The following is a 20,482-nucleotide window of genomic DNA, read 5'->3' as shown; positions in this document are numbered from 1 at the left end:
CTATGGAAAATAAAGACCAACTAGATCAGGAAATAAACCATGCTACCGAAGAGAAGGCCTCCCCAGAAGCTCATTTGAATGAACAAACTACTCCTTTGGAAGAAAGTCAGGAAGCCAAGCTGGAAGCTGAAATTGCCGAACTGAAAGAGAAGTACCTCAGGCTGTATTCTGATTTTGAGAACTTCAGAAAGCGCACGGCAAAAGAGCGGATTGAACTGATCAAAACTGCTTCTGAAGAAGTATTGAAGGATCTGATTCCTGTAGTAGATGATTTTGAAAGATCAATTAAAGCTTCTGACAATGAGTCGGATTCAGCCAAAATAAAGGAAGGAAATCAACTCATCTATCATAAATTGGTCAGAGTTCTTGATTCAAAAGGATTGAAAGCGATGGAAGATTTAGTAGGTAAGCCCTTCAATCCTGATACCCAGGAAGCGATTACCCAGATTCCTGCACCAAACGAAGAGATGAAAGGTGCAGTGATTGACGTAGTAGAAAAGGGTTACTCCCTTGGAGATAAAGTAGTAAGATTCGCTAAGGTGGTCACCGGAGCTTAAAATAACATGGCAAAAAGAGATTATTACGAAGTACTCGGCGTATCCAAATCAGCAAGTGCAGACGAAATAAAAAAAGCGTACCGCAAACTTGCCATTCAATATCACCCGGATAAAAATCCGGATAATCCTGAAGCTGAGGACAAATTTAAAGAAGCGGCAGAGGCCTATGAGGTCCTTAGTAATCCTGAAAAAAAGGCCAGGTATGACCAATATGGTCATCAAGGACTAGGAGGTAATGGTGGCTTCGGTGGAGGAGGGATGAATATGGAAGATATCTTCTCACAGTTTGGAGATATTTTTGGAGGCGGCGGATTTGGATCTTTCTTTGGTGGCGGTGGCGGCCGAAGAACTAAGAAAGGAACTAACCTGAGAGTAAAGCTGAAGCTAAACCTGCAGGAAATCGCCAATGGTGTCGAAAAGAAAATCAAGGTAAAAAGACACGTAGTTGCCCCAGGAGTTACTTTCAAAAATTGTTCAGCCTGCCAAGGTTCTGGTCAAGTCAAAAAGGTAGTAAATACCATGCTGGGTCAGATGGTTTCTGCCAGCACTTGTACAGTTTGTGGTGGTGCTGGACAGATTGTTGATAAAAAGCCTGCAGATGCCGATTCTCGAGGACTCGTTATTAAGGAGGAAGTAATATCCATCAACATCCCTGGTGGTGTGGGTGAGGGAATGCAACTCAGCATGTCGGGTAAAGGAAATGAAATCCCAGGTGGAATTCCGGGAGATCTCCTTATAGTAATAGAAGAAGCTGAAGAGGGGGTTTTCCAAAGAGAAGGAAATAATGTCATTTATGATTTACACATATCTTTCATTCAAGCTGCCTTGGGAGATTCTGTTGAAGTCCCAACGATCGACGGAAAGGTGAAGATCAAGATTGATCCTGGAACTCAAAGCGGGAAAATGCTAAGACTTAAAGGCAAAGGAATCAAAGACATCAATGGATACAGCAGAGGAGACCAATTGATCATGGTGAATGTCTGGACTCCTACCCAACTGTCTAGAGAGGAACGTGCCATCTTGGAAGGGTTGAAAAATTCGGAAAATTTTAAACCTGATCCAGGAAAGCAGGATAAATCCTTTTTCGATAAGATGAAGGAGTTCTTCTAATTTATCACAAGCCAGATTTGATTCTGGCTTTTTTTTTATTTTTAAAAAACCTTTTGAGGTTCGACCCGTAACTCTACCGTATGCTGAAAAAATTGTGTCTGAGTCTATTTTTATCCATTGGGTTGGGTTACCCTTCCGAGGCGCAATTTGTAAAAGAGTATAAAATTGATGGCAGAACCGATGTTGACCTTGTCCAACTCGAATTTACCTCCTATAAAAGTACGACACAGCTAAAGCGGATTAAATCACAAGACTTACTTTATATTCATGGACATCTGGCAAAATCCAATATCCTGCCTGATTTCAAATATTCCTTTCAAAAGAATTCAGTAAAGGCTTCGCTCATCCATAAAAATATAGAGTCCGATAATCTTGGTAAGACAATTACCTCCAAGCTCTTTTTTTCAGAGTCGGACTTTGAGCACTCTTGGGACTTAGGATTGGTATCCAACTACCTGTATGACCTAGATTTCAACTTAGGAATGGGGAAAGCAGACTTTGACTTATCCCAACTGCCCATTTCGAATTTTAAGGTTAAAAGTGCAAGCGCAGATGTGACCATAAGGTATGGATCGGAGTCCCCCAACCAAGTCCAAATGGATACTCTTCTGGTAACTTTAAATATGGGTTCTGTTGAGCTCCAAAATGCCAATTTTACTAACTCAAAAAAGATTATTCTCGAAGTCAATTATGGAAATATTGACCTCAATTTTAGTGAAGGAATGCCGGCTGGCTGTCAAGTCATTGCAGCAGTAGGAGGAGGTACTATTTTTTTGAAACTTCCTCCTGAGACCAATCCTGTTAAAATCAAGATGAAGACTACCCCGATGTGTCGTACTTCTCTACCTAAGTACCTTAAAGCTTTAGATAGAGAAACATTTGTTACCAAAGGATATAATTCTTCTGATCCCCGACTTTTGGAACTGGTCTTGGATGTAGGAGTAGGTTCAGTTACCGTAGAATAAGAGCTATGCTCAGCATATCAAATCTCAATAAATCATACGAACATCACCGTGCCCTCACCGAAGTAAGTTTATTGGTGCCAGAAGGTGTAATTTTTGGACTGTTAGGTCCCAATGGTGCAGGAAAGACAACTCTAATCCGAATCATCAACCAAATAATTGAGCAAGACAGCGGAACAGTAGAGATTGATGGCAAAATCCTTTCACCGAATGATATCCGAAAAATTGGCTATTTACCCGAGGAACGAGGACTCTATAAAAAGATGACCGTGTGGGATCAATTAATCTATTTCTCCAGACTTAAAGGATTGCAGTCCATAGAGTCTAAGCAAAAAGTGAAAAACTGGCTTGAAAAGCTTGAAATTGGCAGCTGGAGAGACAAAAAAATCGAAGATTTATCCAAAGGAATGGCTCAGAAGGTTCAGTTTATTTCAACTGTAATCCATGAACCCAAACTACTGATTTTGGATGAACCTTTTTCCGGTTTTGACCCGGTCAATGCTGAGATTATTAAAAATGAAATCCTTGAATTGAAGGCCAAGGGAACAACCGTGATTCTCAGCACTCACCGAATGGAATCGGTCGAGTTACTCTGCGATCACGTGGCCATGATTCATAAGTCAAGAAAAATACTTGATGGAACCATCCGAGAAGTTAAGAATAGTTTTAGACCCCAAGAATTTTCAGTTTCTCTGACCAACCTTTCACGGGATTTGCCGCAGGAATGGAAAATATTAAATGAAAACTACGGTGTCTTTAATTTCTCCATACCTCTGCAAGGCCGATCACCCAATCAGCTGCTCAAAGAATTGATGGAGTATGGAGACGTCGTGGAATTTTTGGAAAGAGTGCCTACTATGGAAGAGATTTTTATTCACCAAGTAAAAGCCGCAAGCTATGAATAAGATTTTCTTGGTCATCCAAAGGGAATATTTGGCAAGGGTAAAAAAGAAGTCCTTTTTGATTGCCACCCTTCTGACCCCACTTATTTTCCCGGCAATCATGGGAATTTTTGTTTGGATAGCACTTTCGGAAAAAGAAAATCAATCACTTAGAATCATCGAAGTAATCGATGAGACGGATTTATTTTTCATGGAAAGTTCCGAGCAATACGCTTTTACCTCCTCAGTAAAGGATCCGGAAGAAGCCAAAAAAATGGTTCAGGAGGGCGAGCGTTATGGATTTTTATACATCCCCAAGATGGAAATATCCAATCCAAGAGGGATTCAATTTTTTGGGATAGAGAACCCGAGCATGAGTTTGATGAGCTACCTTGAATCTTCACTCAAACGGAAAATAGAAGATCAACGGCTTTACGAAAAAGGGATTGACCCATCTGTATTAAAGGAAATCCGTACCCAAGTAGCAATCCAATCGGTCACTTTGGGAGAATCGGGTGAGGAAAAAATAAATGATGCTACGGTCAATTATGCAATTGGATTTTTAGCCGGTATTCTGATTTACATTTTCATTTTTGTCTACGGAAATCAGATTATGCAAGGCGTAATTGAAGAGAAATCCAGTCGGATTGTAGAAATTTTGGTCTCTTCCTTGAAGCCCTTTCAGTTGATGATGGGCAAAATCGTGGGAATAGGCGCGGTGGGATTGACGCAGTTTCTGATTTGGGTGGTTTTGATCGGAACGCTGACTACTCTGGTGACGGGAGTCTTAGGCATGCAGATGCCTCAGCAGCAGGCGATGGAACTTGCCAGTCCGGAGATGGCACAAGCCACACCTGACAGCAGTGAACTCGCAGGTATTCTGATGGTCATCCAGGGGATTGATTTTGTGGCAATCGTGGTCAGTTTTATCATTTATTTTCTGGGAGGTTACCTATTGTATGGAGCCTTGTTTGCGGCTGTGGGTTCTGCAGTCGATGCGCCTTCGGATGCGCAGCAGTTTATGTTTCCCATTACTATTCCGCTGATTGTGGCCTACATGGGCTTGTTTGTTTTTGTGCTTCAAGAACCTAATTCCACTACTTCTTTTTGGCTTTCTGTCATTCCATTGACATCTCCCATTGCGATGATGGGACGTATCAGTTATGGAGTTCCATTTTGGGAATTGACCTTGTCCATAGGTTTATTGATTCTTGGATTTCTGTTTACCACTTGGTTGGCAGGTAAAATTTACAGAATCGGAATTTTGATGCATGGCACCAAACCGACCTATAAAATCCTGTGGAAATGGATCAGATCCAGCCAATGATTGGATAGAACATTTTGGATTTAAAAAGTAGATTTTTCGGCGACATTTTTTTTCCAAAGCTATTTGGTCTAATTTTCTTAGGTCTGAATAAATGTATCGCTCTTCAAAACATCTATTCGGTATACTAAATCTTATTAGTCTGGAGTTACTTACTCAGTAAGCACACCCCTTCGCGGATGAAAAATAGGTTTCAGGATCTGACCTCGATCGACTTTTATCAAAACAAAAAACAGGTCAAATGGCTGGTTTTTTTGGTGTCCATTCTGATTGGTTCGGGGTCGATTTGGTACACCAATCTATTGGTGGATGAACTAAGAGAGAGGGAAAGGCGACAGATTCATCTTTTGTCCTCAGCCCTGGAGTACGCTGCTACCACCTCTGAAAATCTCACGTTTATCAATCAGGAAATTATCCAGCAAAATTATTCCATCCCCATCATCATGGTGGATGCATCCGGAGAGCCGATTGAATTTCGAAATATCAAGTTTAAAAAGAATGCCAATCAGGCGGATTCTGCTAAAACTCTGGATCGGGAACTGCTCGAGATGCAGGAGGAATACGAACCCATCTACCTTCAGGAAGCCGATATTCGGGTTTTTTATCGCAATTCTGAGCTACTCACCAATCTTCGCTATTATCCCTACATCCAGCTTGCTGTGATTTTACTTTTTGGAGCTTTGGCCTATGCACTTTTCAATCAAAGTAAAATTGCCGAGCAAAACCGCGTTTGGGCTGGGTTGACCAAAGAGACAGCCCATCAACTCGGGACGCCAATCGCTTCCCTGATGGCCTGGATTGATTACTTGAGAAATTCTCCCGTGTGGGAAGAAAACAAGGAAATCATCCAGGAGATGGACAAAGATGTGGTCAAGCTCCGCATGGTGACCGAACGATTTAGCAGTATCGGGAGTAAACCAGTCATTCAGCCTGAAAATCTGTACCAAGTCATCGAAGAAACCATCACCTACTTGCGACCGAGAATTTCAACCAAGGTGGATATGTTTATCAATTCAGATTCCAAGGATTTGGATGCCATGATGAACAAGCCGCTCTTTGAATGGGTGGTCGAAAATATCTGCAAAAATGCAGTCGATGCCATGAAGGGGAAAGGCACGATTACCATCGACATCCTTCAGGACAGCGACAAATATGTGATCGTAGATATCACCGATACTGGGAAAGGAATCGAGAAAAAGAACTTTCGAAAAGTATTCAACCCCGGTTTTTCCACCCGTCAGCGGGGTTGGGGCTTGGGCTTGACATTAGCCAAACGCATCGTAGAAGGCTACCACGGGGGGAAGATTTTTGTCAAAAACTCTGAAGTTGGCAAAGGCACCACCTTCCGGATTATGCTATTGGGCAATCTGGAGGATGCTTCGCAGTTTATTACCGAGGGGATTTTGGAATATTAGCGAATTTACGAAGGCAGAATTACGATTTACGACGGGAAACTGGACTTCAACCTTTTACCCACAAGTTTGAGCCTTTGAAAATCAGGGTTGAGGTTCGGTTTGATATCGTAAATCGTAATTCAAAAATCGTAAATCCATTTTCCTTACCTTTGCCCCCTGAATTTTACTACCCATGAGTTTGACCGAGGAAATCAAAAAACGGAGAACGTTTGCCATTATTGCCCACCCGGATGCGGGAAAGACCACGTTGACTGAAAAGTTGCTCCTTTTTGGTGGTGCGATCCAGACCGCGGGTGCCGTCAAGTCCAACAAAATCGATACCGCCACCAAATCCGACTGGATGGAAATCGAAAAGCAACGGGGTATTTCCGTGGCAACTTCGGTCATGGGTTTTGAATACAAGGATGTCAAAATCAACCTACTCGATACCCCGGGTCACCAGGACTTTGCTGAAGATACCTACCGTACCTTGACTGCTGTGGATTCCGTTATCATGGTCATCGACTGCGTGAAAGGGGTCGAGATCCAGACCGAAAAGCTCATGGAGGTCTGCCGCATGCGCAATACTCCTGTGATTTGCTTTATCAACAAACTTGATCGGGAAGGTCGTGATCCATACGATTTGCTTGACGAAGTAGAGGAAAAATTGAATATCAAAGTTCGTCCGCTTTCCTGGCCAATCGGGATGGGAAAAGGCTTCAAAGGGGTTTATAACCTTTATGAGAAGAAACTAAACTTGTTTACTCCCTCCCAGCGCAAACTCAGCGACGACCGTCAGGTATTCGAAAATTTGGATGACCCGCAGTTGGATGCCTTGATCGGTCCGGGAAATGCAGCTCAGCTCCGGGAAGATGTGGATCTGATCGAGGGAGTGTACCCTGATTTTGATGTGAATGAGTATCTAGAAGGGAAAATCGCCCCTGTCTTTTTCGGTTCAGCAGTAAATAACTTCGGGGTCAATGAAATGCTCGACACCTTCATCAAAATCGCCCCCACTCCAAAGAGTCGGGATACCGATATGCGTGAAGTCAAGCCTGAGGAATCCAAATTTTCCGGCTTTGTCTTTAAGATTCATGCCAATATGGATCCGAATCACCGAAACCGCATCGCCTTCTTACGAATCTGCTCAGGCAAATTTGAGCGAAACAAGCCTTACAATCATGTCCGTGGACCGAAGCCGCTACGCTTTTCTAACGTGACCCAGTTTATGGCTCAAGACAAGGAAATCATCGATGAAGCATTTCCGGGTGATATCGTTGGCCTTTACGATACCGGAAATCTAAAAATTGGAGATACCCTGACTGAGGGCGAAAACATGGTCTTCACGGGAATTCCGAGCTTTTCTCCGGAGATCTTCCGAGAAGTGGTCAACAAGGACGCGATGAAGACCAAACAATTGGAAAAAGGCCTGAAGCAATTGATGGAGGAGGGTGTGGCACAGCTGTTCACCTTCGAAATGGGACAGCGGAAAGTAGTCGGTACAGTGGGTCAACTTCAGTTTGAAGTGATCCAATTCCGATTGAAAAACGAATACAACGCCACCGTGGAGTTTCATCCGATGAACCTGTACAAGGCCTGCTGGATCAGCTGTACCGACAAAAAGCAACTGGATGAATTTGTCCGGTCCAAGAATCGCTACATTGCCCGGGACAAGGACGATAAGCTGGTCTTTATGGCGGAGTCCAAGTCTTGGCTACAAATGGTTCAGGACAATTACCCTGAGATCGAGTTTCACTTTACTTCGGAGTTTTAACAGAAAACCCTCCAGATTTAATCTTTTGGAGGGTTTTTTCAAAAAAACACCTCCGCAAACTCAAATCTCTTCCCATCAAACAAACCTTTATCACTCAATTTCAAATCCGGAATCACCAGCAAGGCCATAAAGCTCAGGGTCATGAAGGGGGAATTCAGGCTAGAACCCATTTCCTTGGCCATCCGGTCGATTCGGGTATAGGCTTCTGCCACCTGATAGCCGTCTTCCGGTGACATGATCCCTCCTACAGGTAGCGCGAGCACTTCCTCTTTTTTTTCCGAAACTGCCGAAATCCCGCCTTTTGCTTTGATCAGGAGATTCACCGCTCTGCAGATAGAGACGTCATCGATTCCCACGGCAATGATATTATGAGAATCATGTCCGACTGAAGAAGCAATGGCTCCGGTTTTTAATCCAAAGTTTTTGATAAAAGCTACCGCAGGAGGAGCGTCCTGATAGCGGTTGACCACGGTGATTTTCAGAATGTCTTTTTCTGAATTGGATTCCGCAAAGCCATCCCGGATCAAAATTTCCCCCTCGATCTCAGGCGTAATCAGTTGCCCGTCGAGAGCTTCGATTACCCTTACTTTTGTGCCGGAGGCGTAGAGTTGAAAATCTTCCGGTTTTTTCAGCGAGGTATTGAAATTATTGATCACCTTATTGTTGACTCGGGGAATCAGCGTCTTTCCGTTTTCGGCTACTTTTTGTCCTTTGATATAGGTGGTAAGGACCTCAAACTGTTCCAGATCTTTTACCAAAATAAAATCAGCAGGATCCCCTTCCCGGACTTGACCTACCGGTAAGGAATAGTGAGCAATGGGATTGAGGCAGGCTGCTCTCAGCACGTCAAACACGTCTTTTCCCTTGGCAATTGCTCGGGCGGCGAGTTCATTGATATGACTGATGGCCAGATTGTCGGGATGCTTGTCGTCGGAGCAAAACATGATCATCTCCGGATACTCATCAATCAAATCAATGAGGGCTTCAAAGTTTTTGGCGGCCGAACCTTCCCGAATGGAGATTTTCATCCCGAGCTTGATTTTGCCCAAGGCTTCGGCATAGGTAAAGCATTCGTGATCCGTGCTTGGCCCTGCGGATACATATTTTTCTGCCAGTTCCTCCATCAGGCCGGGCGCGTGTCCATCGATCGGTTTGGTATATTTCTGAGCAATCCGGATTTTTTCCATGACTATAGGATCCCGATTGACAGTTCCCGGCCAGTTCATCATTTCGGCCAAGTAAAGAATCTCGGGTCGAGCCATCAGATTTTCTATATCTGCTGCATTGATTTCTCCTCCAGCGGTTTCAAAAGGAGTGGCCGGTACGCAGGAAGGCGCGCCGAAAAAAAAGTGGAAGGGCACCTGTTTGCCGTTTTCGATCATGTATTCTACGCCTTGCATGCCGCAGACATTGGCGATCTCGTGGGGGTCTGAGATCGTGGCGACCGTTCCTTGCACCACCGCAAGGCGGGCAAATTCCGAAGGAACCAGCATGGAAGACTCCACGTGAACGTGGGCATCGATAAATCCCGGCATTAAAAAAGGGAGCTCTTTATCGGGTTGGATTTCTTGGATTTGAGCGATTCTTCCTTCCACCACAGTCACTTTGGCGGGGTAAATCTTTTTGCTAGGGATGTCTACTAAGTTGGCTAGTATATTCATGGGTGGATTGATAAAAATCAGTGAATTTCAAGACTATTTACTCCCAGTGGAGGGAGGCTTTCGGGATGGTTTAAGATTAAAACTACTATATTTGCCGAAAATTAAGAGGTAAACCAAGACAGGTTTTTTGATGGGTAAAATTGTCATTGCGATAGACGGGTACTCGGGATGTGGTAAAAGTTCAACGGCAAAAGCAGTGGCCAAGGATTTAGGTTTTACCTACATTGACTCGGGAGCGATGTACAGGGCAGCGACCCTTCATTTTTTGAATAATTTTCTTTCCCCTTCTAATCCCCACGAGGTGGAAAAAGCACTGAATTCCATGGAGATTTCGTTTCAAATTAATCCGGATACCCAAAAACAAGAAACCTATCTCAACGGACTAAATGTAGAGGATGAAATCCGAACCATGCGCGTATCGGAACGTGTAAGTGAAGTGGCTACAATTAAAGAAATCCGAAAAGAATTGGTTGCTCAGCAGCAACGATTGGGCAGGAAAAAGGGAGTAGTTATGGATGGGAGAGATATAGGTTCGGTAGTTTTTCCACAGGCTGAGTTGAAGATTTTTATGACAGCTGATCTTGAGACCAGAGCTTATAGGAGGCAGCAAGAACTGCTAGAAAAGGGTGAAATGATTGATTTGGAAGAAATCAAGACGAACCTGGCAGAGCGAGACAGGGTTGATTCCTCACGATCGGAAAGTCCACTTGCCAAAATGCCCGACGCAGTAGAAATAGATACGAGTAATCTGACTTTCACAGAGCAAGTCGCACAGATTGTAGCTCTAGCCAAGGAAGTCATCGAAAAAGAAAAGGATTATGCAGGTAACCATTGATAAAAATTCGGGCTACTGTTTCGGAGTCGAGTTTGCCATCAAAATGGCCGAGGATGAAATGGAACACAGCGATCTGCTGTATTGCCTTGGGGATATTGTCCATAACGATATGGAGGTGAAGCGTCTAAGAGAAAAGGGGCTTGTCGTAATAGACCGAGACCAGCTCCATGAGCTTACCAATTGCAAAGTGCTGATTAGAGCACATGGTGAACCGCCGGAAACTTATAAAACTGCGATCGAAAACAACATTGAGCTAATAGATGCATCCTGTCCAGTGGTATTGAAACTCCAGCACCGCGTCAAAAATGCATTTGACAAAATGGAAAAAGAAAACGGGCAGATAGTCATTTATGGCAAAAAGGGCCATGCTGAGGTAATTGGGCTTACAGGTCAGACCTTGGAAAAAGCCATCGTAGTCATGGAAGATTCGGATTTGGATAAAATAGATTACAACAAGCCGGTGACTCTTTTTAGCCAAACTACCAAAAGTACAAAAGGCTTCTACGAGTTGTCTCAAAAAATCGAGGATCGGATCAAGCAAGCCAAAGGGGACTTTACCGAATTGGACTTTAATGCGAACGACTCGATTTGCAGGCAAGTATCCAACAGAGAGCCTCAATTGCAGCGTTTTGCTCAGGAAAATGATGTAGTCTTGTTTGTGTCTGGCAAGAAAAGCTCAAATGGAAAAGCACTCTATCAAGTCTGTCTAAATGAAAATTCCAGAAGTTATTTCATTGAAAACGAAACAGAGGTGGATCCTGAGTGGTTTCATGCCACAGACAAGGTGGGAATCTGTGGAGCTACATCTACGCCGATGTGGCTGATGGAGCAGGTAAAAGCACATGTGGAAATTATGGAGGAAAAGTTCCTTCAAGCCTAATTCCCAATTGATTTTCACCGCCTGTCCGATTAATCAAAAGTTCGAACAATAAATGTGACCAAAGCTCCATATCAAAAGGTTTTTCTTTAGATTTGGGGCGTTTTTCAAAAGCTCATAGTTCAAAAACAGATATGTCTAAAATAGTGAAGCTTAAGAAAGGTTTCGACCTGAAGCTTGTTGGAAAAGCTCCTTTGGAGGTAGCCAACTTTGCACCGGCGGCGACCTTCGCCATTAAGCCAACGGACTTCCTTGGGATGCAGCGTCCTAAAGTCCTTGTGAACGAAGGAGATACGGTGAAAGCCGGTACTCCCATCCTGATTGACAAAGCATTGGATCAGGTTATTTATGCAGCGCCGGTATCCGGGGAAATCATAGAAATCAAGCGAGGTGAGAAAAGAAAGCTCCTTGAAATCAAGATTCTTGCTGATCAAACGGTCACCCACGAAAATTTTGGAAAAATTGACCTAAACCTAGATCGAGATGCACTTGCTGCTAAGCTTGCATCTACAGGTGTATGGCCAAATATCATCCAAAGACCATTTGGTATTGTAGCGAATCCTTCAGATTCTCCAAAAGCTATTTTCGTTTCTGCTTTTGATACGCACCCTTTAGCTCCCGACTTTGGGTTTGCTTTAAAGGGTGAGGAGAAGTACTTCCAAGTTGGTATTGATGCATTGGCAAAACTGACCAAGGGAAAAGTTCATCTTAATGTAGATGGATCAAAGGCAGTACCTGCTGTCTTCTCCGGTGTGAAAAATGCACAAATCAATCAGTTTTCTGGTCCACATCCTGCCGGTAATGTGGGAACTCAGATTCATCATTTAGATCCTATCAACAAAGGTGATATTGCTTGGACAGTAAGTCCTTTTGGAGTAGTGCAAATCGGTAAGGCAGTTTTGGAAGGTGTCTATGACTCCTCTAAAATGATTGCTTTGACGGGTTCAGAACTTACAAAAACGGGTTATGTAAAAACTTATGTTGGGGCAAATGTTTCCTCCTTTGTCAAAGGAAATCTAAACTCTGGACACGTTCGTGTGATTTCAGGTAATGTTCTGACAGGAGAAAAAATTAACCCGGATGGGTTTTTGGGATTCTATCAAAATCAAATCACCGTTATTCCTGAAGGTGATTACGAAGAGTTTTTAGGCTGGTTGAAGCCAAGTACATCAAAGTTAAGTTTCCATAAGGCAATTGGTATGCTTTCTTTCCTCAATAAAGGAGAGTTCAAAGTAGATACCAACACGCATGGTGAAGAACGTCCTTTTGTAGTAACAGGTGTATTTGAAAAAGTGATGCCTATGGACATTCTTCCTACCTATCTGTTCAAAGCCATCGTAGCAGAAGATTTTGATGAGATGGAAGAACTTGGACTTTACGAATTGGTGGAAGAAGACGTCGCCCTTTGCGAATTTGTTGATCCTTCAAAGAATGAATTGCAGGAGTTGGTAAGACACGGGATAGAACTATTAATGTACAGTTAAGATATGAAGTTATTACAAAATCTCTTCGATGGTATCAAGCCAAACTTTGAAAAGGGTGGCAAGTGGGAAAAGTTTCATACACTGTATGAAGGCCATAGAACGATCGCTTTTGCTCCTGATTTGATTACCAAATCGAAAGGTGCACAAATCAAAGATGCAACAGATTTGAAGCGGGTGATGATCACTGTAGTTATTGCAATGATTCCTGCTTTGTTGTTTGGTATACTAAACATTGGTCATCAGCACTTCATTGCATCTGGCGAAGAAGCGACTTTGATTGACAAAGCTGTTTTTGGTGCGCTTTCTGTTCTTCCAATCCTGATTGTATCCTATGCAGTGGGTCTTGCTACAGAATTTACCTTTTGCGTGATTCGAAATCACCCTGTTTCTGAAGGCTATCTGGTATCAGGAATGTTGATTGCGTTGGTTATGCCTCCATACATTCCATTGTGGCAGGTGGCATTGGCAACAATTTTCGCCGTTGTCATAGGTAAAGAAGTATTTGGGGGTACGGGGATGAATATCCTCAACGTGGCCATGACTGCCCGTGCATTCCTTTATTTCGCTTATCCTGCTCAGATTTCAGGAGATCAAGTTTGGACTTACCTCGGTGAAAAAACTGCTGTCGATGGATTCTCCGGTGCAACTGCGCTTGGCGTTGCTTACAATGCAAGTGTTGAAGGTACACCTGTAGTGGACGCCTTAGCTTCGCACAATTCTTCTTTAGGAGCAGATTTCAGTTTCTTTAATATGTTCATGGGTTGGATTCCGGGTTCTATCGGAGAAACATCCACCCTTATGGCACTTGTAGGTGCTGTGATATTAGTAGCTACAGGTGTGGCTAGTTGGAAAATTATTGTAGGTGGTTTCGGTGGGGCTTATGCAATGGGCCTTGTGATGAATGCTCTTGCAGTAAATGAGTACATGGCTATGCCCGCTCAGTACCATTTGGTAATGGGAGGTCTAGCATTTGGAGTTGTCTTCATGGCAACTGATCCTGTGTCTGCTGCCCAGACTGAGACAGGTAAATGGATATATGGTATTTTGATTGGTGTGCTTACTGTGATCATTAGAGTAACCAATCCCGCCTATCCAGAAGGCATCATGCTTGCCGTTCTTTTTATGAACGTGATGGCTCCACTTATTGATTATTATGTAGTAAAAGCTAACAAAACAAGGAGGTTACAACGTGCAACAGTCTAATACCTATATTATCGTCTTCTCGGTCGTTTTGACGATAATTCTTGGATTACTTCTTTCTGGAACTTCACAAGTGTTGGGTCCTTTGCAGCAAGAAGCCATAGCTTTAGATAAGAAAAAGCAAATTTTGGGTGCTGTAATCAGTGCAAGTGAAATTGAAGCAATGACACCTCAGCAGGTTAATGATTTCTATGCAAATAGAATTTCAGCTACTGTTGTTGATTTAAGTGGCAAGGAAATTTCTGGAATCGAGGCTGAAAAAGTTGAGATTGCCAAAGATTACAAAAGACCGGCTGATCAAAGACAATATCCTGTGTTTATGTTCCATGCTGAAGGTAACCCAGAGGCTGTGGAATCTTATATTTTTCCTCTTTATGGAGCTGGACTTTGGGATGCTATTTGGGGCTACATCGCTTTGGAAACAGACATGAACACCATTGGTGGAATTACCTTGGCACATGCTAGCGAAACTCCGGGACTAGGTGCAAGAATTACAGAAGGAGAGGTACAATCTCGTTATGTAGGCAAAAAAATCTTTGATGAATCAGGTGCATTGGTCGCTGTACAGATGCAAAAGGGTGAGGGAAAAGATTATTCTGCTGATGCTCATAAAGTGGATGGGATGTCTGGTGCTACTATTACTGGTAATGGTGTAAACAATATGCTGAAGGCTTATTTAGGTCATTACGAAGCCTACATCAAATCCAAATCTTCCAATCAAGCCGTAGCCGGTTTATAATTTATTTTCAACTCAAAGCATAAGAAATATGAGTACTGAAACCTTAGAAAAAGCGATTGAAAATAAGCCGGCAGAACCGCTGTTTTCCAAACGCAGGAAAAAGCTGGTTACTGACCCTCTTATCGATGATAATCCAATTACAATCCAGGTATTGGGTATTTGTTCGGCACTGGCTGTGACTACCCAAATGAAGCCTACTTTGGTTATGGCTATCTCGGTAATTTTCGTTGTTGCGATGTCTAATTTTGTGATATCCCTCATGAGAAATACTATTCCAAGCCGTGTTCGAATCATCGTTCAATTGGCTGTCGTAGCTACATTGGTAACTTTGGTCTCCGAAGTATTGAAGGCCTTCGCATACGATATGTATAAAGAGCTTTCCGTTTTCATTGGCTTGATTATTACAAACTGTATTGTAATGGGTCGTTTGGAAGCTTTTGCTCTTGGAAACAAACCTTACGATTCTGTACTTGACGGCCTAGGTTCTGCTCTTGGATATTCCTGGATTATCTTGACCGTTGCGTTTTTCCGTGAATTGTGGGGTTCTGGTTCTGTATTTGGTATTCCGGTGTTTGATTACGTTTCCAGTCTTTTTGGTCCTGATTTTAAATTAGCTACCAATGGTCTTATGGTAACTCCCGTAGGCGCCTTTATTATCTTAGGTCTAATTGTTTGGGTACAGCGTACCAAAACAGGATATGTAGAACATTAATAACTACCCGAAAAATGGAATTAATCAGTCTTGGTATTCGGTCGATTTTTATCGACAATATGATTTTCGCCTACTTTCTTGGAATGTGTTCTTTTCTTGCCGTTTCAAAGAAAGTGAGTACAGCACTTGGATTAGGTGCCGCAGTAGTATTCGTACTTGCTGTAACCACACCCGTCAATTGGTTATTGAATGAATACGTTCTTAAGGAAGGTGCTCTGACATGGGCTAGTGCAGAACTCGCCTCTATAGATCTCTCTTTCCTTAGATTTATCATGTTCATTGCCATCATTGCGGCAATGGTTCAGCTGGTGGAAATGGTTGTAGAAAAGTTCGCTCCTGCCTTGTATGGTCAGTTGGGCATTTTCTTGCCTTTGATTGCAGTAAACTGTGCAATTTTGGGTGGATCACTCTTCATGGCACAGCGGGATTACACCTTAGCAGAATCTGCAGTATATGGATTTGGTTCGGGTGTAGGTTTTATGTTAGCGATTGTAGCATTAGCTGCAATTCGTGAGCGATTGAAATACTCCCACGTTCCAAGTGGTTTAAAAGGATTGGGCATTACTATGTTACTAACCGGTTTGATGGGTATCGCCTTCATGTCCTTTATGGGTATTGATTTGTAATATGTGTTTTAACAAATAATTAGGATGGCCTTGGAGATTAATCTTCAAGGCCTTTTTCTTTTTGTGGTAATTGTACTATTCCTATTCTTATTTATCTTACTTTTTAATAACCCAAAACCTCAAACGCATGAAGAATCTCTTTGTAATTCTCTTATTTAGTTCGCTTTCATTTTCATCCTATGCCCAAAAAGGAAAGTGGGTAGAGCTTTTCAATGGCAAAGATTTAGAAGGTTGGAAAGTTTCTGAAAATCCTTCCTCTTTCTCAGTGGTAGATAAAACAATTAAAGTAGATGGACCAAGAGCACATGCTTTTTATGATGGACCTGTAGGTAATCATGATTTCAAAAATTTTGAACTTAAGGTGGAGGTGAAAACCATGCCCAAGGCTAATTCTGGAATTTTTATTCATACAGCTTATCAAGAGACTGGATGGCCAAACAAAGGCTATGAGGTTCAGGTAAATCAAACTCACGGTGACTGGAGAAAATCTGGTAGTCTTTATTCCTTTAATGATGTTCGCGATGTTTATGTGAATGACGGAGAATGGTATACTTACCATATCATTGTCAATGGCGATCAGGCTACTGTCAAAATCAATGATAAGGTGGTAATGGAATATGATGAATCAGAGGATTCAAAACGACCTGCTAATGCAGGTGATAAAAAATTTGACAAAGGCACTATAGCTCTTCAAGCCCATGATCCAGAAAGTGTAATATTCTACAGAAGTGTAAAAATTAAAATTTTGGATTGATCAGAGTAGGCTCCTAACCTAAATGCCTATTCCTTTGAATAGGCATTTTTTAATTTCTTACAAGTTGTAAAATTATATGCGTTACACTTACCATCGGATTTTATCTTATTTCCTTCGTGGGCTTCTTGTCCTTGTGCCTCTGGCTGTCACAGGATATGTCATTTATGCCATATTTATTTTTTTGGATGGGTTAATTCCAGTCCCATTTCCAGGAATTGGGATTTTGATGGTTTTGGGTCTGATTACTTTTGTAGGTTATTTGGCTAGCTTGTTCTTTACCAAGCCATTTTTTGAATGGTTTGAGCGAGGAGTCTTTAAAATTCCTTTTGTAAATCTCCTATATACGAGTATCAAGGATTTGATGGGAGCTTTTGTTGGAGAAAAGAAGAAATTCAGTTCTCCTGTACTCGTTCAAATCAGTGATTCCATGTTTCGATTGGGTTTTATTACGCAAGAAAGTATGGCAATCATCGGTGAACCTGATCTTGTTGCTGTCTATTTCCCTCATAGTTATAATGTCTCAGGAAATGTGTTTTTGGTTAAAAAGGAAAAGATAAAGCCACTTACAGGAGTGAAAAGTTCAGAAGTTATGAAGTTTATGGTTTCTGGTGGAGTCTCACCCTTGGATCATTAATTCGAAATTTTATTGTTTTGTTAAATTCCAAACTGACCAAAGTGGTGTTCAAAATGTTTGGAGTGGAATTTTTCCCATTCATCATAGGTCAACTTTCCGAATCTAGGATGAGTCGTAGTCAGGCTTTTATCTTCATTAAAAGTCCGGTGATATTCAGAAATACTCTTTAAAAGTTGTTCTATTGCTGTATCCAAATTTGGATACTTTAGATCCATCAGCTGATCTGGAAGCCCGGGTGCTTTTATCCCTTTGGGAAAAAGCATATCGGAATTGATTAAAGCGTTTTTTTGAGCAAGTTGCTTCTCATCAGGCTCAAAGTCAGGAATGGTTACTCTTCCATAAGAAAGTTTTATTGTAAGAATCAGATGTTCGATCATGTGTTGAGCAGTCATGATTCCAAATTCTGGCTGGGTATTGGAAAGTAGTTTTCCGAGTCTGTTTTTAATGATTTCTGTTTGCATAAAAGAAAGGTTTTTAGATAAAAAAAGCGCTTGATACTATCAAACGCCTTTTCTCCATTTTACGAACTCTAGAAAATTAAATTAACTGCCGCACATTTCGCATCCTTCAGGATTGTCAAGGGAACATGCGATTGCATCTTGTTTTTGGTTTTTTGCACTATCCAATTCTGCTGCTTTTTCAACTTTTGGCTCAAGAGCAGACTTGTCAAGTGTAAATTTGATGGCTGCAGTAGCTGCCTGAGATCTCAAGTAATACATGCCTGTCTTCAATCCTTTTTTCCAAGCATAAAAATGCATGGAGGTAAGCTTTCCAAAGTTTGGATCCTGCATGAATATGTTCATGCTTTGAGACTGGCAGATGTAAGCACCTCTGTCAGCCGCCATATCAATGATTACTTTTTGTGAGATTTCCCAAACGGTTTTGTAAAGATCCTTGATGTTTTGAGGAATACCAGGCACATTTTGTACGGAACCATTGGTAGAGATCAACCGATTTCTCATGGTGTCATTCCACATGCCTAAGTCAATCAGGTCTTTCATCAAGTGCTTATTTACCATGATGAATTCACCTGAAAGCGTTCTTCTGGTGTAGAGGTTTGAGGTGTATGGCTCAAAGCACTCATTGTTACCTAGAATTTGTGAGGTAGAAGCTGTCGGCATAGGAGCCACCAAAAGGGAGTTTCTCATGCCATACTTTTTGATTTTCTCTTTCAACTGATCCCAATTCCATCTGCCTGACTTTGGAGTAACCCCCCACATATCAAATTGGAGAATTCCTTTGGATGCTGGGCTGCCCTCATAGGTTTCATACGTTCCTTGAGTTTTGGCCAATTCCATGGAAGTCTCAGCAGCGGCATAGTAGATGGTCTCAAAGATATCCTCATTCAAACCTCTTGCTTCTGGAGAATCAAACGGCATTCTCAGCATAATGAAAGCATCAGCCAAACCTTGAACGCCCAATCCAATAGGTCTGTGTCTGAAATTTGACCTTCGTGCCTCTTCCACTGGATAGTAATTGATGTCGATCACCTTGTTGAGGTTTTTGGTAGCGACCTTCGTGATTTCATAAAGCTTATTATGATCGAAGAATAGTTTTCCATCAGGGCCTTCAGTTACATATTTTGGTAGAGCAATAGAAGCCAAGTTACATACTGCTACTTCATCTGGAGCTGTGTATTCAATGATCTCAGTACATAGATTGGACGACTTGATGGTGCCCAAATTCTTTTGGTTGGATTTACCGTTAGCGGCATCTTTGTACAGCATGTATGGAGTTCCTGTTTCGATTTGAGATTCTAAGACCTCAAACCAAAGCTCCTGTGCTTTGATTGTTTCTCTGGCTCTGCCTTCGCGCTCGTATTTTTCATACAATCTTTCGAATTCTTCTCCATGGCAATCGGAAAGACCTGGAGCCTCGTTAGGACAAAAAAGTGACCATTCTTCGTTTTTCTCTACCCGCTTCATAAACAAGTCAGGAATCCAAAGCGCATAGAATAAGTCTCTGGCACGCATTTCTTCTTTACCGTGATTTCGCTTCAATTCGAGGAAATCTTTAATATCTGCATGCCAAGGCTCAAGGTAAATCGCGAAGCTTCCTTTTCTCTTTCCACCGCCTTGATCCACGTATCGAGCTGTCATATCAAAGTTTCTGAGCATCGGTACTATACCGTTAGAAACCCCATTGGTTCCTTTGATGTAACTGCCTTTGGCTCTTACATGATGAATAGAAAGACCAATTCCGCCTGCCGACTGAGAAATTTTTGCGCACTGCTTTAAGGTATCATAGATTCCATCTATGCTATCATCTTTCATCGTGAGAAGGAAGCAAGAAGAAAGCTGCGGTTTTGGCGTTCCGGCATTGAAGAGGGTAGGAGTGGCATGTGTAAACCACTTTTCTGAAAGCAGATTATATGTCTCGATCGCAGAATCGATATCTTCTTTATGGATGCCTACGGCTACTCGCATCAGCATGTGCTGAGGTCTTTCCACCACTTTGCCGTCCAAACGAATTAAGTAACTTTTTTCGAGAGTCTTGTATCCAAAATAGTCATAGCCAAAGTCTCTCTTGTAATCGATCGCCTCATCGAGTTTAGCTGCATATTTTTTGATAATTCCGTATACCTCGGTATCAATCAATTGAGCATTTTCGCCTGTCTTTGGGTTGACATAGGTATAGAGTCTTTTCATGGTATTGGAAAAAGACTGACTGGTAGTTTTGTGCAGGTTTGAAATCGCAATTCTTGCAGCTAAAATTGCGTAATCGGGATGCCTTACCGTCAAGGAAGCGCAGACCTCTGCAGCCAGATTATCCAACTCTGAAGTCGTCACGCCGTCATATAGGCCGTCGATGACCTTTTTGGCTACTTCAATGGGCTGGATGAATTTTGGGTCTAGCTCATAGCAAAGGTTTTCTATCCTTGCAGTGATCTTGTCGAATCGTACTGATTCTCTTCTTCCGTCTCTTTTAATTACTAACATATACAGGCGATTTTAGGAT

At 42.2% G+C, this 20,482-nt stretch carries 19 protein-coding genes; 16 read left to right on the top strand and 3 right to left on the bottom strand.

All coding sequences use genetic code 11. The features are described 5' to 3' along the window. The first annotated feature begins 2 nt into the window (after window positions 1-2). From ACFPIK_RS11390 to ACFPIK_RS11360, 7 genes are all read left to right on the top strand, one after another. Window positions 3-557 carry a nucleotide exchange factor GrpE gene (locus tag ACFPIK_RS11390; protein ID WP_377915311.1) on the top strand — a complete coding sequence of 185 codons (555 nt, stop codon included), beginning with the start codon at window positions 3-5 and terminating at the stop codon, window positions 555-557. A 6-nt stretch (window positions 558-563) separates the two neighbouring features. Beyond that, a complete protein-coding gene (gene dnaJ, locus ACFPIK_RS11385) occupies window positions 564-1,667 on the top strand; it encodes a molecular chaperone DnaJ (protein ID WP_377915309.1) in 1,104 nt (367 codons plus the stop codon). Window positions 1,668-1,747: 80 nt separating this feature from the next. After that, entirely contained in the window at window positions 1,748-2,632 is an 885-nt protein-coding gene (locus ACFPIK_RS11380; RefSeq protein ID WP_377915307.1) for a hypothetical protein, read from the top strand. Window positions 2,633-2,637: 5 nt separating this feature from the next. After that, window positions 2,638-3,534, top strand: a complete 897-nt coding sequence (locus ACFPIK_RS11375) for an ABC transporter ATP-binding protein (RefSeq protein ID WP_377915305.1) — start codon at window positions 2,638-2,640, stop codon at window positions 3,532-3,534. After that, entirely contained in the window at window positions 3,527-4,837 is a 1,311-nt protein-coding gene (locus ACFPIK_RS11370; protein ID WP_377915303.1) for an ABC transporter permease, read from the top strand. Before ACFPIK_RS11375 ends, ACFPIK_RS11370 begins: the two co-directional genes overlap by 8 nt. Window positions 4,838-5,013: 176 nt before the next feature. Beyond that, window positions 5,014-6,249 carry a sensor histidine kinase gene (locus tag ACFPIK_RS11365; protein ID WP_187175390.1) on the top strand — a complete coding sequence of 412 codons (1,236 nt, stop codon included), beginning with the start codon at window positions 5,014-5,016 and terminating at the stop codon, window positions 6,247-6,249. A 172-nt stretch (window positions 6,250-6,421) separates the two neighbouring features. Continuing rightward, window positions 6,422-8,002 carry a peptide chain release factor 3 gene (locus tag ACFPIK_RS11360; RefSeq protein WP_377915301.1) on the top strand — a complete coding sequence of 527 codons (1,581 nt, stop codon included), beginning with the start codon at window positions 6,422-6,424 and terminating at the stop codon, window positions 8,000-8,002. Between the two features lie 38 nt (window positions 8,003-8,040). Here ACFPIK_RS11360 and ade read toward each other — a convergent pair whose 3' ends face one another. Next, window positions 8,041-9,663, bottom strand: coding sequence for an adenine deaminase (gene ade / locus ACFPIK_RS11355; RefSeq protein ID WP_377915299.1), 1,623 nt, complete (start codon window positions 9,661-9,663; stop codon window positions 8,041-8,043). 130 nt (window positions 9,664-9,793) lie between these two features. On the opposite strand from ade, the gene cmk reads away from it, so the two are divergent. From cmk to ACFPIK_RS11310, 9 genes are all read left to right on the top strand, one after another. Then, the gene (gene cmk, locus ACFPIK_RS11350) at window positions 9,794-10,498 is read left to right on the top strand and encodes a (d)CMP kinase (RefSeq protein WP_377915297.1); all 705 of its coding nucleotides are present in this window, start codon (window positions 9,794-9,796) and stop codon (window positions 10,496-10,498) included. Further along, complete coding sequence (locus ACFPIK_RS11345) at window positions 10,482-11,378, top strand: 4-hydroxy-3-methylbut-2-enyl diphosphate reductase (RefSeq protein ID WP_377915295.1); 897 nt, start codon at window positions 10,482-10,484, stop codon at window positions 11,376-11,378. The genes cmk and ACFPIK_RS11345 overlap by 17 nt, the downstream gene beginning before the upstream one ends. Before the next feature lie 131 nt (window positions 11,379-11,509). Continuing rightward, window positions 11,510-12,859, top strand: a complete 1,350-nt coding sequence (locus ACFPIK_RS11340) for a Na(+)-translocating NADH-quinone reductase subunit A (RefSeq protein WP_377915293.1) — start codon at window positions 11,510-11,512, stop codon at window positions 12,857-12,859. Between the two features lie 3 nt (window positions 12,860-12,862). Beyond that, window positions 12,863-14,062, top strand: a complete 1,200-nt coding sequence (locus ACFPIK_RS11335) for an NADH:ubiquinone reductase (Na(+)-transporting) subunit B (RefSeq protein ID WP_377915291.1) — start codon at window positions 12,863-12,865, stop codon at window positions 14,060-14,062. Beyond that, a complete protein-coding gene (gene nqrC / locus ACFPIK_RS11330; RefSeq protein WP_377915289.1) occupies window positions 14,049-14,798 on the top strand; it encodes an NADH:ubiquinone reductase (Na(+)-transporting) subunit C in 750 nt (249 codons plus the stop codon). Before ACFPIK_RS11335 ends, nqrC begins: the two co-directional genes overlap by 14 nt. A gap of 28 nt (window positions 14,799-14,826) precedes the next feature. After that, window positions 14,827-15,510 (top strand): NADH:ubiquinone reductase (Na(+)-transporting) subunit D, encoded by a 684-nt coding sequence (locus ACFPIK_RS11325; RefSeq protein WP_377915287.1) that lies wholly within the window; start codon window positions 14,827-14,829, stop codon window positions 15,508-15,510. A 14-nt stretch (window positions 15,511-15,524) separates the two neighbouring features. Continuing rightward, a complete protein-coding gene (nqrE, locus tag ACFPIK_RS11320) occupies window positions 15,525-16,136 on the top strand; it encodes an NADH:ubiquinone reductase (Na(+)-transporting) subunit E (RefSeq protein ID WP_377915285.1) in 612 nt (203 codons plus the stop codon). 127 nt (window positions 16,137-16,263) lie between these two features. Next, window positions 16,264-16,890 (top strand): 3-keto-disaccharide hydrolase, encoded by a 627-nt coding sequence (locus ACFPIK_RS11315; protein WP_377915283.1) that lies wholly within the window; start codon window positions 16,264-16,266, stop codon window positions 16,888-16,890. A gap of 76 nt (window positions 16,891-16,966) precedes the next feature. After that, complete coding sequence (locus ACFPIK_RS11310) at window positions 16,967-17,524, top strand: DUF502 domain-containing protein (protein WP_377915282.1); 558 nt, start codon at window positions 16,967-16,969, stop codon at window positions 17,522-17,524. A gap of 20 nt (window positions 17,525-17,544) precedes the next feature. Here the strand turns inward: ACFPIK_RS11310 and ACFPIK_RS11305 are convergent, their stop codons facing one another. Beyond that, on the bottom strand, window positions 17,545-17,985 hold the full coding sequence (locus ACFPIK_RS11305; protein WP_377915280.1) for a DUF1569 domain-containing protein: 441 nt from the start codon (window positions 17,983-17,985) through the stop codon (window positions 17,545-17,547). A gap of 81 nt (window positions 17,986-18,066) precedes the next feature. Then, complete coding sequence (locus tag ACFPIK_RS11300) at window positions 18,067-20,463, bottom strand: ribonucleoside-diphosphate reductase subunit alpha (protein WP_377915278.1); 2,397 nt, start codon at window positions 20,461-20,463, stop codon at window positions 18,067-18,069. Between the last annotated feature and the right edge of the window lie 19 nt (window positions 20,464-20,482).

This window comes from Algoriphagus aquatilis (assembly GCF_042657405.1).
In the GTDB taxonomy this organism is placed as follows: Bacteria; Bacteroidota; Bacteroidia; order Cytophagales; family Cyclobacteriaceae; genus Algoriphagus; species Algoriphagus aquatilis.
Note: the sequence above shows the minus strand (reverse complement) of the source record. Positions and strands in the feature narration are given on the sequence as shown.